General features: G+C 39.3%; 14 protein-coding genes and 1 pseudogene. 14 read left to right on the top strand and 1 reads right to left on the bottom strand.

Features of this window, described 5'->3' with window-relative positions; all coding sequences use genetic code 11:
- The first annotated feature begins 27 nt into the window (after positions 1 to 27).
- From helD to BK582_RS27180, 12 genes are all read left to right on the top strand, one after another.
- A complete protein-coding gene (gene helD / locus BK582_RS17560; RefSeq protein ID WP_078596288.1) occupies positions 28 to 2,361 on the top strand; it encodes an RNA polymerase recycling motor HelD in 2,334 nt (777 codons plus the stop codon).
- A 581-nt stretch (positions 2,362 to 2,942) separates the two neighbouring features.
- Positions 2,943 to 3,923, top strand: coding sequence for a sensor histidine kinase (locus BK582_RS17555; protein WP_244895419.1), 981 nt, complete (start codon positions 2,943 to 2,945; stop codon positions 3,921 to 3,923).
- On the top strand, positions 3,920 to 4,555 hold the full coding sequence (locus BK582_RS17550; RefSeq protein ID WP_078596287.1) for a response regulator: 636 nt from the start codon (positions 3,920 to 3,922) through the stop codon (positions 4,553 to 4,555). Before BK582_RS17555 ends, BK582_RS17550 begins: the two co-directional genes overlap by 4 nt.
- Before the next feature lie 186 nt (positions 4,556 to 4,741).
- Entirely contained in the window at positions 4,742 to 5,674 is a 933-nt protein-coding gene (locus tag BK582_RS17545; protein ID WP_078596286.1) for an ABC transporter ATP-binding protein, read from the top strand.
- Positions 5,675 to 5,684: 10 nt separating this feature from the next.
- Positions 5,685 to 6,980, top strand: coding sequence for an ABC transporter permease (locus BK582_RS17540; protein WP_078596285.1), 1,296 nt, complete (start codon positions 5,685 to 5,687; stop codon positions 6,978 to 6,980).
- A complete protein-coding gene (locus tag BK582_RS17535) occupies positions 6,981 to 8,087 on the top strand; it encodes an ABC transporter permease (protein ID WP_078596284.1) in 1,107 nt (368 codons plus the stop codon).
- A gap of 267 nt (positions 8,088 to 8,354) precedes the next feature.
- A complete protein-coding gene (locus BK582_RS17530; RefSeq protein WP_078596283.1) occupies positions 8,355 to 9,056 on the top strand; it encodes a copper homeostasis protein CutC in 702 nt (233 codons plus the stop codon).
- Positions 9,057 to 9,363: 307 nt separating this feature from the next.
- Complete coding sequence (locus tag BK582_RS17525) at positions 9,364 to 9,762, top strand: tellurite resistance TerB family protein (protein ID WP_078596282.1); 399 nt, start codon at positions 9,364 to 9,366, stop codon at positions 9,760 to 9,762.
- The gene (locus BK582_RS17520) at positions 9,743 to 10,084 is read left to right on the top strand and encodes a YkgJ family cysteine cluster protein (RefSeq protein WP_078596281.1); all 342 of its coding nucleotides are present in this window, start codon (positions 9,743 to 9,745) and stop codon (positions 10,082 to 10,084) included. The genes BK582_RS17525 and BK582_RS17520 overlap by 20 nt, the downstream gene beginning before the upstream one ends.
- Entirely contained in the window at positions 10,062 to 11,696 is a 1,635-nt protein-coding gene (locus tag BK582_RS17515; protein ID WP_078596280.1) for a hypothetical protein, read from the top strand. Before BK582_RS17520 ends, BK582_RS17515 begins: the two co-directional genes overlap by 23 nt.
- A 51-nt stretch (positions 11,697 to 11,747) precedes the next feature.
- Complete coding sequence (locus tag BK582_RS17510) at positions 11,748 to 12,770, top strand: hypothetical protein (protein WP_078596279.1); 1,023 nt, start codon at positions 11,748 to 11,750, stop codon at positions 12,768 to 12,770.
- Between the two features lie 524 nt (positions 12,771 to 13,294).
- On the top strand, positions 13,295 to 13,444 hold the full coding sequence (locus BK582_RS27180) for a hypothetical protein (protein WP_088034771.1): 150 nt from the start codon (positions 13,295 to 13,297) through the stop codon (positions 13,442 to 13,444).
- Positions 13,445 to 13,549: 105 nt separating this feature from the next.
- Here BK582_RS27180 and BK582_RS17505 read toward each other — a convergent pair.
- Positions 13,550 to 13,696 (bottom strand): annotated as a pseudogene (locus BK582_RS17505) (NAD(+)--rifampin ADP-ribosyltransferase); the annotation flags it as partial.
- 760 nt (positions 13,697 to 14,456) lie between these two features.
- Between BK582_RS17505 and BK582_RS17495 the strand changes: the two are divergent.
- Together BK582_RS17495 and BK582_RS17490 are read left to right on the top strand one after the other, a co-directional pair.
- Positions 14,457 to 15,521, top strand: coding sequence for an ABC transporter permease (locus BK582_RS17495; RefSeq protein ID WP_078596277.1), 1,065 nt, complete (start codon positions 14,457 to 14,459; stop codon positions 15,519 to 15,521).
- On the top strand, positions 15,521 to 16,201 hold the full coding sequence (locus tag BK582_RS17490) for an ABC transporter ATP-binding protein (protein ID WP_078596276.1): 681 nt from the start codon (positions 15,521 to 15,523) through the stop codon (positions 16,199 to 16,201). Before BK582_RS17495 ends, BK582_RS17490 begins: the two co-directional genes overlap by 1 nt.
- The last annotated feature ends 73 nt before the right edge of the window (positions 16,202 to 16,274 follow it).

Genomic DNA, 16,274 nt, shown 5'->3' with positions numbered 1-16,274 from the left:
TCAAATTTTTTACGAGGAGTGCTTGCCTTGAATTTGAAACTTCAGCTGGAGCAAAAGCGAGTAGAAAGTGTAATGAAAACAATCACGGATGAAATCAACAGATTGGAAGAAGAAACTTCCAGGCGTAAGAAAGAAGTGATACAGATCCGCAAGCACTTTTGGGATGAAGTCAAAGTGAATACGGATACCTTTGATGATTACCTTGAGACCGTTATTGGCTTGCGGCAAGAAGCTCAAGCTCTGTCTGTTAGCCAAAGTACTCATAGACATGCTTCAAAACGCTTATCAACACTAAAGCGAATGAAGGAGATTCCTTATTTTGGCCGGATCGATTTTGTCGAAGAAGGGGATGTAACTGAGGAACAATTCTATATTGGTCTTTCCTCGCTTAAGGATCATAATGGAGATTTCCTGGTCTACGACTGGAGAGCTCCGGTTTCGAGTGTCTACTACGATTATCAGCCTGGTCCGGCTAAGTATGAAACACCTGGTGGTACAATCGAAGGCAAATTGGAGAAAAAGTGGCAATATCTTATCCGCGAGGGCGTTCTTCAATCGATGTTCGATACGAGTCTTACCATTAGAGACGAGGTTTTACAGCAGGTTCTCGGTAAAGGTACTGACAAACAGATGCACAATATCGCAGCGACCATTCAACAGGAGCAAAACCGGATTATTCGCCATGACCGCGGGAGGCTGCTGATTGTTCACGGTGCAGCAGGCAGCGGCAAGACATCAGCCGCCCTGCAACGGATTGCTTATTTGCTCTACAAATACCGAGATCGGCTGAATGCTGATCAAATCATTCTTTTTTCGCCTAATTCGATGTTTAGCAGTTACGTGTCCAATGTGCTCCCAGAACTTGGTGAAGAGAATATGCAGCAGGTCACATTTCAGGAATACTTGAATCGTCGTCTGAGTAAAGAGTTTCAAGTTGAAAATCCATATGAGCAATTGGAGTATGTTTTAACTCAGGCGAATACTCCTTCGTACAGATCAAGACTTGAAAGTATCCGTTTTAAAGCGTCTACCCGGTTTTTTGATGCGATTCAATTATATAGACAGTCACTGGAATTATCAGGAATGAGATTTTTCGACATTAACTTCAGTGGAAAGCCAATTGTAACTGCTCAACAAATAGCAGAAAGGTTTTACAGTAATGATACTTCACTCCGCTTTCATAACAGACTTGATAAATTGGTGGAATGGCTGCTAAAAGAAATAAAAGAGGTCCAAAGGGTCGAATGGAAAAAATCGTGGGTACAGGAGGAAATCGAGCTCCTTAGCAACGATGAATACCATATGGCGCATCGTTACTTAGCAGAAAAACGAGGCTTTAAAAGGGAAGCAATTGCCGACTATGAGATGGAGCCAAAAGCACTTGCCCAATTGATTGTTCACCAAAAATTGAAGCCGTTACGAAAACGAGTCCGAGCGTTTCGTTTCATTGATTTTAAGGAAATGTACAAGCAGCTTTTTGCAGATCCTAAGCAAATTGAACGTTGGGTTGAAGGGGAAACACCGGTACAGTGGACGGATATTTGCCAAGTGACGCTGAAAATGCTGGATGAAAATAAATTATTTTATGAGGATGCAACTCCATTTTTACTTTTGAAAGAGCTGATACAGGGCTTTCAGACGAACAGCTCAATCAAACAGATTGTTGTTGATGAGGCTCAGGATTATTCACCATTTCAATTTGAGTTTTTGAGACGATTGTTTCCGGCGGCAAGGATGACAGTACTTGGCGACTTTAATCAGGCGATATTCGCCCATGCCAGCGAAAGAGCTGATTTCAACACACTAACAAGCCTTTACGGATCAGATGAAACGGAATTGATCAATATCACACAAAGTTACCGTTCTACGAAACCGATTATTGAATTTACTCGAAGACTCGTTCCTAATGGAGATAAGATTGTTCCATTTGAACGGGAAGGTGAGAAACCGGTGCTGAAACAAGTGGCAGATCACTCAGAACTGCACAGGTGCACTGCAGCCAAAGTTGAAGAATTTCGTAGTCTTGGACTTAATAGCATTGCGATTATATGCAAATCTGCTGAGGAAAGTGCACGTGCATATGAATCCCTGACTGGTATTGATGAGATTAAACTTTTAAAGAGCAGCTCGATTGAATATGAGCAAGGAGTTGTTGTTGTACCATCGTATTTGTCCAAGGGAATCGAATTCGATGCCGTCATCATTTATGATGCATCAGAGCAGGTATACGGTGATGAGAGTCTGCGCAGAGTTTTATACACTGTCTGCACAAGAGCGATGCATTATTTGCTTCTTTACAGCGTAGGTGAACCGAGCCCGTTATTACAACATGGCTTGCGGGAAGGTTTCATTCAAGCTTGACTCTATCTTGAAAACAACAGGTAATTTTAATACCAACAAACTTCAACAATCTGGCGTTTTTCTACAACAGGAAAAGCGTCTTTTTGTTTTAGGTCGTCAGAAGTCATATTAAATTACAGGTGTTTCGGAAAGTTCACTGTCGTTGACGAACTTCTTTCTGAACCATCACCTCGTTGTACTTATTTTAACCAACACTTTTTTTCAGCTATTAAAAATACCCGCCTTTAAAGAAGAGAGAGATAATTATAAGTTTAAGATGAGAATGATTATGCAAATAAAGTTCTTTTTCATCCCCCTCACTATTTTAATTTCCTGTTTTTTCCCCTAATCTAATTTGCTATGATATGACTAGCTAAAGTTCAAGAACACGCGGGAATCATCATTCAAAATAAGGCTGGGGGAGAAGAATGGGCTTGTATACATATTGGATTTGGCTATTATTACTTTTAATATCATGGTTATTTGCCCTATTGCAGTTTCAAGGGGGTTTATTAGATATTCCTGATCGCCTAATAGGAAGTGCAGCTTTTTTTGCCCTGTTTTTCCTATCACCTTTATTAAAGAAACAGCAAATAATATTTATGATCATCACTAGTATTATGGCTGTACTGGCGGTATTAACTTTGTGGCCTGAGAGTCAGGGAATAATCAACCTTTATACTCTCCTTGTTTTTGCAATCATAGCAGGAATGGCAGTTATTTATCTTAAGGCTTGGCAGAGTCTTATTGTCGCGGCAATTTTACTTGCGGGCATGATCGTACCTTCTTTTTTCGGATATCCAAGTCATTCACAAATATTTATTGTGTTGTATGTGTTGTTTGCAGGAGTTGCTTTGGCGAATTACCGTTTTACGAAAATCAGGGCAGATGAAATTGAAGCGAGGAACGAAGCGCTAATGAGTGAATATAAAAAAATGAAGCGGCGCCTCGTGGAAGATGAAAATGCTGCCCGGCAGGAGGAACGTACTCAGATCGCAAGAGAAATCCATGATTCTGTCGGGCACAAACTAACAGCTTTGCTCATGCAGCTGGAAGTAGTTCGAATGGAACAAAAGGATGAAGCTGCTGATCAAAGGCTTCTGGAATTAAAAAAACTTGCAAAGGATAGTCTGGAGGAAACCCGCAATGCAGTAAAAACATTGAAGCAAGATGAAGCAGGAGGGTTGTCAGCGATTATCAGGCTGATTCGAAAACTGGAAGCTGAAAGCTATATGCGAATTCAGTTTTCCATTCGACATGGAGCGTTAACTGCTCCATTGGGAAATGAGCAGGCTATTGCAGTGTACCGTGCTGTGCAGGAAGCACTGACAAATGTAATGCGCCATTCCGGCGGGCGTGAAGTGAATATTATCTTTGAAGCACCAGCTGGCGGCGTATTCAGATTTGAAGTATCGAACCCAGTGAAAACGTCAAGACAGCATCAAGAAGGATTTGGATTGTCTTCTATGAGAGAACGTATTGAACAAACTGGTGGAAAACTGGAAGTTAATCATTATGATGGGAATTTTATCGTGCGCGGGACGTTACCACTTCTCGACATGAAGAGGGGGAAAATGGAGTGATTCGTATTTTACTGGCTGAAGATCAGGGGATGGTCAGACAGGGATTGAAATTGATGGTGGAGACAGACGTTGAGTTGAAGGTAACAGGAGAAGCGAGTAATGGGAAGGAAGCTGTTACTCTTTGTGAAAAACAACATTTTGATGTCATTGTATTGGATATTCGCATGCCAGAAATGAATGGCTTGGAAGCTGCCCGTATCATACACTCCCGCTGGCCGGACCGAAAAGTGCTCATGCTGACAACTTTTAATGATGATGAATATGCATTAGAGGCACTGAAAAGTGGAGCGAGCGGCTACATGCTCAAGGATGCAGAACCGCATGACCTTATCAAAGCAATACGCAGCTGTTTGGCAGGAGGCCTCTCCTTACAGGACCAAGTGGCAGCAAAAGTAATGCCCCGCTTGATTAAACAACAGACAGGCTCCCAAGAGGTGGATCCGTCGATAACTCCAAGGGAATTAGATATTATTCGTCGCATAGGCGAGGGGAGAAGCAATAAGGAAATCTCAGAAGAACTTTCTTTGTCGGTTGGTACCATAAAGAATAATATCAGCATAATATTGGATAAGCTGGAGCTGAGAGACCGTACACAGATTGCGATTTATGCGATCAGACATAACGTTGTATAAGTGTGTTGATTGAAAAAATGACAGCAAGCTGTAAATAAAATGACTTAAGTCATGAAAATAGAAAAAACTGATGACCGGAGACAGTGGGAACACTGTCTTTTAATGTTTATACTTTGATACATAAACAAGAAGTGAAGCAGCTTTATGTAATAAATAATTATTTTACGATAACAAGGAGGTAGTGAAATGCTTGAAACAGAAGAACTGAAAAAAGTTTTTAAAGGAAAGACTGCCGTAAATGGTGTCAACTTATATATGGATAAAGGGGAATCAGTCGGACTATTAGGGCCGAATGGAGCAGGGAAATCAACAACTATATCTATGATTTCCTCTCTTATCAAACCAACTTCAGGAGATGTGAAGCTGAAAGGCCAGAGTGTTTTGAAGGATCCAGGCATTATTCGGAATGTGTTAGGTGTTGTTCCTCAGGAAATTGCTTTGTATGAAGAATTGACAGCCTACGAAAACTTAAAGTTTTTTGGAAGAATATACGGGTTGAAAGGAAAAGAGCTTGAGGCAAAAATCCAGGAAGTCCTTGAAATAGTAGGTTTGAAGGAACGGCAAAAAGAGATTGTCAAAACTTATTCAGGGGGAATGCAGCGTCGGGTTAATATGGCAGCAGCGATGCTGCATGAACCAGAGCTTCTGATCATGGATGAACCTACTGTGGGAATCGATCCACAATCAAGAACCCATATTCTGGATACAGTGAGGCACCTCAACCAGGAGAAAGGGTTAACTGTGCTTTATACAAGTCATTATATGGAGGAAGTGGAGCGTCTGTGCGATCGGGTTTACATTATGGATCACGGCCAGATTATTGCTTCAGGAACCAAGGATGAGTTAAAGAGCATTTTATCTGGTGAGGAAACGATTTTGATCGACCTGGACCGTCCGTACCCAGACTTGGTTACGGATTTACAGTCACACGATGGGATTCGTCAGACGATTGAAACGGAGAAAGGCCTGAAGTTAATCGTACCTAAGGGAAGTAAGCTCCTTGGAAGCATCTTTCAAGTTGCTGAACGCCATCAGGCGCAAATCTTAAATGTCAATGTAAAAGTGCCGACGTTGGAAGACGTGTTTTTACACCTTACAGGCCGAAAGCTAAGGGATTGAGGTGAAGGTGATGGGAAACTTTTTGAAAAAGGATATACTAGTTCTGCTTCGTGATCGAACAGAGCTAATGATTCTCCTGCTCATGCCAATCATTTTAATCGCAATTTTGAGTTTCGCTTTAAGGGGATTACTTGGAGGCGAAACTTCTGATTTTCATATGGATGTGGCATTTGTGATAGAGGATGATGAGCAGCAAGGGATAGTAGAATTTATAGCGGATTTAGAAAACACAGGGATGCCTCCAGAAGTTGTTCTTGAGCTGGAACATGCAGTAGAGGAAGTAAAACCTTATACCATGTTGGAACAATTGATGGAAAGCGAAACCGTCAGCGACATGGTAACGGTGGCAGAACTTGATTTTTCTGAAGCTGAGGAAGCACTGGAAAACGAAGATATCGTTGCAATTCTAACGATACCCGAAGATTTCACATATCGTTCTCTACAAAAAATGTTGTTGAATGAAGGGGACGGAAGTGACCTGCTAATCACCGTGAAAGACTACGGTTCCATCAGAACAGATGCATTTATCAATATGATAGATCGGTATGTTAGCACTATGAATTTTGAAACGGCTATATCTCAAACATTAATAAAATTGGGACATGAGGAAGTCTTGAGTGGAAGTGAAGGAGAAAATATAGAAGCACAAGAGCTGGGAGGGGTAGAATCCATTTCGGCTAGGGAGCCGGTCACCTCCTTCCAATATTATACGATTAGTATGGCGGTAATGTTTGTATTGTTTGTTGGGTCGGCTATTGCGAGTAAAGCTTATGTAGAAAAAAAGCAACATGTGTTTAACCGAATCATACTTTCCAATCAACATCCGATCGTTTATTTAGGTGGAAAAATCATTTCGGCATCATTCATTTCTTTTTTCCAGCTATTCATTCTCTTTCTGGTGTCGAGCTTAGTATTCCGTACCTTTCCTCTCGATGAACCTGCGTTTTGGGGAGGGATTGCAGTCATTGCAATGATTCTTGCCATTTGTGTTGGTGGCTTTGCAGCGTTGTTAACTGCGGTTACGGTGAAATACGAAAATGATGCTCTAAATCACATTTTCGCAGGTGGAATTGTGACGTTATTAGCCTTTATTGGAGGAAGTTTCTTTCCAACCTCTGAAATGCCTGCAATCATTGGTACAATGGGGAACTGGACACCAAATGGCGCGGCATTGACTGCATTTTTAAAGTGGATGCAGGAGCTTGATATGAATGTGATTCTCCCGTATTTGCTTCGAATTGCAGTGTTATCTGTCATCCTTATTGCCAGCAGCATTCTCATTTTTCCAAAAAGGAGGTCGGTGTAGATGAAATCAGTCTTTATATTACAGTGGCAGCGGTTCCGCCGTGCACCTATACTTGTTCTTTCCTTCCTTGGAATGACGATCTTGTTTGTATCAGTGCTTGCAGGATTTGGCGGGCCGAACAGCCAGTTTACAATTTACACCTACGGAGATCCATCCTTGGAGGAAGAAATGAAGGTGAAGTGGCTGGATCGATTGAATGAAGCGGAGAACCTGACTTTCAAGTGGGTGGAAGAATCAGAAGCACACGATGCTGTTTCCAGCAGGGACGCTGGCCTCGCACTGAAGCTGATGAACGATGATTACCGCATTCTAATTGCTGTGCAGGAGCCATCTAGTGTTTCGGTGGAAAACTATGTATATCAAGTATTTTCAGAGGAATTGCGGTTACAGGAAGTGGCATCACAGGCAGACGGAGAGGAATTTCGTTCAGAGTTGGAACGAGTAATGAATGAACCTGCGATTCAGATAGTAACTGAATCCTTAAGTGGCGAGGAAAGCACATTTATATATGATGACCAGCTCCACGTGTTGTTCGGAATGACGTTGTTTTTCTCCATATATACGATCATGTTCAGTTTAATGAATGTGGCGGAAGAAAAAAGAGTGGGAACATGGGACCGTCTCATTGTCTCCCCACTGTATAAATGGCAGATCTATACAGGGCATCTGCTATACAGCTTTCTTATAGGATATTTTCAAATTCTTGTCGCCTTCTTATTTTTCCAATTCTTATTTGGATTTGACTTAGGAGAGCGTTATGGTATGTTATTACTCGTTATTGCTTGCTATACCTTTGCAATTGTAAGTCTTGGAATGCTGGTGATGGGACTAGTAAAGAGATCTCAGCAGATGCAGGCGGTAGTTCCCATCTTGGCAACGGCGATGGCAATGCTTGGAGGAGCCTATTGGCCGATTGAGATTGTCACGAATGAAATCTTGCTTGCTTTATCAAAGGGAATGCCGATTTATTACGGACTGGATGCTTTGAAAGGGGCAGCGATTTATAACTTTGGATTGCCTGAGTTGGTACAGCCAATATCGATTATGCTATTGTTCGGCGTTGTCTGCATGGGGATTGGAATCAATTTGATGGAGCGGCGCGCGTAAAGATTTCGTGTGAAAAAATAATTTGGAATAACAATACCTGACCCCCAGCTTTAACGTGCTGGGGGTCAGGCTATTATCAGTCAATGCCAACTAATTGATTAATATCCTGCTAATCGAAGAAAGTGTCTGAAGACATTATTACGACTTTTTGTAATAATGTTTTTTATAGTTATTATAGAGATCAGTTGAGCAAAGTAAAGAGGGACAGATCGCATCAATCCTGTCCCTGTGTCTTTTCTATTTTTCTGTAAAGGTGGTAGGGTTCTAATGATGGAATGGATTGTTGAAAATAAACAGGATGCTGTTTCCGCAGAAAAGCTGGGGGCAGACCGGCTGGAATTGATATCCAGTTATCCAGTGGGCGGTGTAACACCAAGTATCGCCCTTATCAGACAAGTCGTGGATGCTGTTACGATTCCTGTTCAAGTAATGGTCAGGCCAGATGCCTATTCTTTTGTTTACACTGATGATTTAAAAAATGTGATACTGGAGGATATTAAACTTCTCAAGAGTTATGGTGTGAACCGTATTGTATTAGGAGCCATTAAGGAAGACAGAACAATCGACAGGGATTTGATTGAACGTGCGATAGAGCAAAATAACGAGATTAATATTACTTTTCACCGTGCTTTTGATGAACTTTCCGATCTGCAAAAAGGATATCAGGATTTAATGCCATACAAGGAACATGTGAAACGGATATTAACATCCGGCGGTACGCCAAACTGCAGCCAAGGACAACCCGTTCTAAAAAAACTTGTCCAGTTACAAAGAGAGACAAACGGACCTGTTATTTTGCCGGGAAGCGGCTTGAATGCCGAAACAATCGGAAAGATTCATCAAGAAATCCTTGCCGATGAATATCATTTCGGAACTGGTGTCCGAATTGGTGGATCCATGACAGCCGGCTTTGATCCAGAACGAATTGAATACATCAGACAAGTTCTGAATAGCGGCAGGAGCATATAGGCTAATTTAGATATGATTCATTTTTGCAGGAAATAGAACTATTATTCCAGAATTGGATAAAGATAAGTCACCCCATTTTGAGCGGCAGAAATAGGGTGGACAACTTTTTTCATATGGTGGGAGAGGATGTTAATTGGTAAACACCAACAATCTTAGAGGAAAAATAATCGTAAAATCAGTAAAAAAATTGTGAACTTTTTAAACAGAAAAAAAATTATAGTTGAAACATAATAAAACACTATATTTATTCTAACTGTTCATATAATATGGTAATGTACAGATACAAATTTACTAGGAGGATTTTACTATGTTTTTACAAGAATTAAATGCTGAAGAAAAAGTAGCTTTTTTAGAATTAGCTCATTTAGTAGCGATTTCGAATGGTATTATTGATGAGAATGAACAAAAAATGCTGGAAACATATGATCGTGAAATGGGAGTTAATTATAAAATTGAGGATTTAAAGGAATTGACTTTGCAGGAAATAGTACAAGTTTTTAAGAGTGAGAGAATTAAGCGTATTGTTTTTCTGGAAGCTATAGCTGTAGCTTTTGCTGATGGTATTTATCAAGAAGAACAGAAAAACTTAATTCAGGAGATAAAAGAAGCTTTGGCAATTAGTGATGATGAGTATGAACAATTTAAAGGCTGGGTAATTAAAGTAAATTCACTTTATTCACAAGCAAATGAGCTGGTTGGAGTCTAATCCGTTTCCCTGTAACTCTTGTGGGTTATGTTGCAAAAACATAGGTCATATAGTCGAGTTGGAGGCTTATAACAATGGTGATGGGGCATGCAAATTTTTAATAAATAATAAGTGCTCTATATATGAGACCAGGCCGTTGATCTGTCGAATTGATGAAATGTATGAAAAAACATATCATAAACAATTTTCCAAAGAAGAGTATTATTTAATAAATCTTAAGGCGTGTAAAGAAATGCAAGTTGACAATAATCTCAGTGAAGCAGCACAAATTGATCTAGATAAATACTGGGGGTTATTAATTGGAGAACAAAATAAGCAATAATAAGAAAAATACAGATTCTGCAGTAAACGCTGCAATAGGTGCTGCGGCTTCTGAGGTAGTAGAGCGTTATGGCAGTGCTGCCTCCGAGTTTATTAAAGGATATAAAGGTGAAATTAGTCCTGATGGAAGTGTAATAAAAGGACTTAAAGATATTGCAAGATCAAAAGGTGATACATATCAATCTCTGAAACAGCAAGCAGGATTTGCTGGTGAGGTATTGCATGAAAGCAGAACAAATGCTGAAAACATTATTAACAAATCCAAAGACAGGATCCGGAGAACGGATGCATTAGGGAAAACGAATCACCAGGAGTTTGACCATGTAAAAACTGATGTTAATGGGAAAGCAATTCTCGATCAGCAAGGAAATTTTACAGGTACTTCCCAGATGAAACTACGTGGGCATTATGATGTTGATGAGTACATAAAAATGAAGCAAAAAAATAACCCGAACTGGAAACCGCCAAAAGATTTAACAGAAGGGAAACTTGTTGAACTAAGTGCTAAAGATAATGTAAAAGAATTATTTAATAAAGACTACTCCAAATACAAAAAAGCCGAGTCTCTGGATATACCATCTGAGCAGTATGATTTTGCTAAAAAATATTTAAAAGAGCAAAAAAGTGACTTAAAACAGCAAATAAAGACCCTTGAAAAAAAGGGGGATATGAAAGCTGCAGAAGCAAAAAAAGCGCAATTAGAACGCGTAGAATCCGTTGATAAGCGGATTAAAAAGAGTGTGACCAGTAAAGACGCTATGAGTGCTCGAACTAACCCGAAACTCCAGACAGTAAAAGAGGTGCACTCTGTTTCGCATCGTGCAGGGTTAAAACAGGCAAAGAATGGGGCCATTATTGGTGGGGCAATTTCTGTTTCAAGAAATATTGTTGCAATTGCCAGAGGAGAAGAGAAGGATATAAAGAAAGTTTCTCTTAATGTAGCCAAAGATACTGCAGGGGCAGCAACTTTGAGTTATGCTACAGGCTATTCCGGAACTGCTGTTAAAGCAATTATGGAACGCAGCGGGAAAGAAGTATTTCGCAATCTTTCTAAAACTAATATGCCTGCCATGATCGCAACAGCTAGTTTAGAAGTCGGAAAGTCTATAAAACGTTATTTGACGGAAGAAGAATTTGATGAATTGCAGCTTATAGAAGAACTAGGTGAAAAAGGTACAGGCATGATGGCAGCAAGTATGGGTGCTGCAGTTGGTACTGCTATTTTCCCGGGAGTAGGCACAGTCGTCGGTGGAATGGTTGGATATATGACAAGTTCCACAATTTATAAATCTTCCATGGATTTATTGAAAGAAGGAAATCTATCAGAAGAAAATCGTTTAATAGTCGAGCAAATGGCAGAGGAAGCTATTGAATCAATTAAAATGCAGCACCAGGAGTTAACCCAGTTAATTGAAGTACATATGAACCAGCGCCAGGAAGTATTTGAACGAAGTTTTTCTGCTATCAATAATGCATTGTTTACTGGCGACCATCAAAGTTTTGTAGAAAATCTTGATGAACTGGCAATTACTTTTGGAGTAGAACTACAATTTACGAACTTCGATGAGTTTGATGATTTTATGTCTGACGATTCAAGTGTATTTAAGTTTTGATTTACTAATTAAAGTGGGTAATATTTTTAAACAATCATAGGAGATGAGAATATGCCAATTCCTTTTATTGCTGCCGGAGTAATTGCAGCCACTGCCATTAGTGGTGTTGGAAGTGGAGTCAAAGCGGCAAAAAATTCAAAAGAAGCTAAGAATGTTAATCAGATGGCTCGTGGAATTGTAGACGATGCAGAACATATATTAAACACTGAACGTAAAACAACAAACGAAAGTATTGAAACTTTAGGGAAAAATAAAATAAGTATTCTCTCCTCTTCAGTAAAAGACTTTGTAACTTACTTTCAATTACTAAAAAATGTTGAATTAAACGAAAATACTGTGGGGATCGAAGAGTTGAAGCATATTGGTGTTTCCAGAGATCTTTTAAATGATCTGGAAACTGATTCATACAAAGCTGTAAAAGTTGCAAGTGGAGGCCTGGCTTCATTAGGTACAGGAGTTGCGGCAGCTTATGGAGCTTATGCTGGTACAATGGCTTTAGGTACAGCTTCAACCGGTGCGGCAATTAGTGGTTTAAGTGGGGTTGCTGCCACTAACGCTACTTTAGCCTGGTTAGGTGGCGGAGCACTGTCTGCAGGAGGTTATGGAATTGCAGGAGGGACTTTAGTATTAGGTGGAATTGTTGCTGGACCTGCTTTAGCGGTCGGAGGATTAATTATGTCTGCCCAATCGAAAAAGAAGTTGAATTCTGCATACGAAAATTTAAGTGAGGCCAGAACTATTGCAGAACAAATGAATAGTGCAACAACTGTTTTATCAGCTATTAGAAGAAGGTCTGATTTACTTCATTCATTATTAACAGATATAAATGATGTATTTCTCGCTGGTATCAATACACTGAAATCAATAATTTCAGACAAAGGTACAAACTGGAATGATTTTACACGTGACGAGAAAGAAGCCATTCAAAAAGTAATTTTAACTGCTCAGTTAATTAAAGGTGTCATTGATACACCATTACTTGATGAAGATGGTGAGATTACAAGAAAATCTGCAGAAGTATTAAATACGGGAAGAGATGCACTTCATAAAATTCAGGCTCAAAAAACATTTTAATACAGAGTGGATATGCCGTCTATTTACTTAGGCGGCTTTTAAATCTTATTTTTCGTTAAATCTTTTTGTTCAGGTAAATGTAAGGGCCGAGGACAGGGCTGTCAGCCTGATTGTAAAATACAACACGCAAAGAAGCCATCGTTTCATAACTTCGTTTCTTTCCCGGGAAGCCCACTACCAGGCTCAACTGAAAATTAGTTGAATGTGCAAGTAAGTGTATTTTTTGATAATATCTACTAATGATATAATGAATTATTAAATTAGAGTTATTTGGAAGAACTATGTTTACATTTGCTTAAAATTACCGAGTCTTTCCCAGAATTAGAACGTCGCGATGTATCGCTAAATTGTGTTATCATTCTTGAAGATGACATGTGGAACGTCTATGCAGGTGAACAACTGGACGGAACGTTTCCATCGTATAATGAAGCGAAGCAATATTTACTTGAAGAAGGATGTAAGCCGTAGCGAAAGTTTGATGAATAAAAGAATTAATACAAAGACAAGAAAAGTAGGTGAAGAAAATGGGAAAATATCAATTGGATGCTAAAAGTCAGATGGCTGTGACAAAGTTTCATGAAAAACAGAAATCTGCCCAATTTGATAAAAAGCAGCAACTCGAAAAATTACGTGCGGAGTATTTGAAAAAGAAACAAAAACAAACAGATAAATAATATGAACGAAAATATAGGAAGACTAATAGTCCAACGAAACTCGTAATAACAACCACCAAAAGACGATTACATTAAAAGTAATCGTTTTTTTCAATGCTGAAAGGACCTAGTAGCATCTATTGTTGCGGTAGAATATATATAATTAGTTTTTTTATCCTGTAAATTTGATAAATGTTGCGGTTCTAAAAGATCTCCAATATTTAGTTCTGCTTTCGTACCATGAAAGAAAGGGCCCTTATTGTAGACAATCAGTAGAGAAGACTAAGGAGAGAGAGGTCAAAATGGACCTGTCTCTCTTTCACGGTTAAAAAATAGACGGAAATATTCCTGTTAATTCGTAATTATTATATAAAAGCGCATAAATAGGCGGAGAGATTCCGCCTATTTACTCAAAAACTTTGAAAATGAACGACTTTGTGCTGCTTAACCGGAAAATCTCCCCTTATATCTACCAGGAAAGAGGTCCAATCTCCATTTAACCGGAAAATTTCCGTTTATTTAGAAAGGGGACATCAATGCCTTGTTCCAAATGTTTGCCGGGTGGTAAAAAGATCGTTAGTGCTGGTACAGTATAACGGCCGAAACAGCTTAGATCCCTTCAAAGGGGACTGGCGCAGGGATATGATGATAAGTTACCCCATTTTGAGCCACGCACTCAATATAGGGTTATCTTTTTTCATGAAAAGATAAAATGGAATCATTAAAGTTCCCATCCTTTTCCCCTCTTTTCTCCCACATAGAAAATGAATAAAGAAAACATTGAAGATTAATGCCCGTTTCTTTAGAACGGCAGGTGCATGAGACCTGTCGTTTTTGTGTGTGAATTTCTGGCGGAGATGCCTAACAAGAAACATAATCAGAGCTAAGACCTCTTACAATAAAAACAATTATCGTATCTCTATAAATTTAAGAAACTATTAATAAATAGGAAATAGTTAATTTAGATTTCCTCTGTATTCTGATATCAGGTCATATCCCACAGGTAAGATCATTAAATCAGAGGAGGAAGATTATGTTTTTAGCATGGAATGAATTCAGGAGGAATAAGCTTCGCTACGGATTACTTAGTTTGATTATGATCGCTGTTTTATTTCTGGTCTTTTTTATTACTGCTTTATCAAACGGGCTGGGCTATGCGGACAGCGCAGCAATGAGTAATCTGAAAACGGAATATGTCATTTTAAGTGAAGAAGCAGAAGGGGTCTTAATTAAATCGGAATTAAATAATGATGATTTAGATGAACTTTTTGATTTACTAGGTGAACAATATTCTCCTTTTGCCATAACGGTATCGGGCTTGGAAAAAGTGAATGAGCGCACTGTAGACGTGGCTTATTTTACAGTAGATACGGAAAGGTACGGAGATGTCACTATAACTGAAGGAAAGAATCTACGTGAATTAGAAGATAATGAGGTAGTGGCTGATGAGAGTTTAAAACGGTTTGGTTATGAATTACATGACACGATTAAAGATTCCAGAACAGATATTGAAATGACGATTGCCGGATTTACAGAGGATCATGTTTATTCCCATATGCCAGTTATTTTTACTGATGCATCGATTGGATTTCAATCTTTCTATCGAATGGAGGATACGTATAATGCGGTGTTTTATCAAGGTTCAGAAATGGATCTTGAGCATTACGACATGCAGACATTAGAGGATACAATAAGGACTATTCCTGGTTATTCAGAAACACAAGGTTCTTTTATGATGATGAAAAGCTTTTTGTTTATCATTTCTGTCTTTGTGTCCAGTGTTTTCTTTTACGTTATTACACTCCAGAAAACACACCAGTTTGGAATTTTAAAGGCAATCGGAGCACAAACATGGTATATTGCAAAGTCAATTTTACTGCAGGTTGCTTTCATTACATTATTAGGTTTGATGTTGAGCAGTCTTGCTTTCTACGGAATTGTCCAGCTGATGCCAGAAGAAATGCCAGTCCAGTTATCCTGGCAGCTAATCGTTGGAACTGGCGGACTGTTTTTAATCCTGAATATGTTCGGAGCGATGCTTTCTATTTGGAAAGTGGCAAAAATTGATGCATTAGAGGCAATAGGGAGGATGGAATGATGGGAAGGTCAATTTTAGAGATTAAACATGTCACAAAAGATTTTGGTGACGGCAATAGTACTATTCGAGTTTTGAAAAATATTAATTTAACCGTAAAACAAGGAGAGTTCATTGCTGTAGTGGGACCATCTGGTTCTGGAAAAAGTACGCTTCTTTCTGTTATAGGCGCTTTGTTGACACCGACAGAAGGAGATATACTGATTGATCAGGAGGTTGTCCATCTGCAGTCAAAGAAACGATTTAACCAGCTACGGGCGGGAAAAATAGGCTTTATTTTTCAGTCGGACAATCTCATTCCATATTTAAATGTCTCAGGCCAATTGAAGCTAGTTAATCAAATTGCTAAAAATAATAAATCGACAGGCCAGAAACGGGCAAATGAGCTGCTTAGCCGCCTGGATCTCCTTCAAAGAAGGAACAATTATCCAGCTGAATTATCAGGTGGGGAAAAACAAAGAGTGGCAATTGCCAGGGCATTTATGAATGATCCTTCAATTATACTGGCGGATGAACCTACGGCCAGTCTGGATTCTGTTCGGGGACGTAAGGTTGTAGAAATGATATCACAGGAGGTTAAATCAAGAAATAAAGCTGCTATCATGGTTACCCATGATGAACGGATGCTGGATTTATGTGATAAAGTTTATGTGATGAAAGATGGATGCCTTGCCCGGGAATAGTTAATGAAATGCAGTTGGTAAACAACTGCATTTTTCAGTATGATTAGAAAAACAACTCCAATGGTCAGGGCTG

The organism is Evansella clarkii (genome assembly GCF_002019695.1).
In the GTDB taxonomy this organism is placed as follows: domain Bacteria; phylum Bacillota; class Bacilli; order Bacillales; family Salisediminibacteriaceae; genus Evansella; species Evansella clarkii.
Note: the sequence above shows the minus strand (reverse complement) of the source record. Positions and strands in the feature narration are given on the sequence as shown.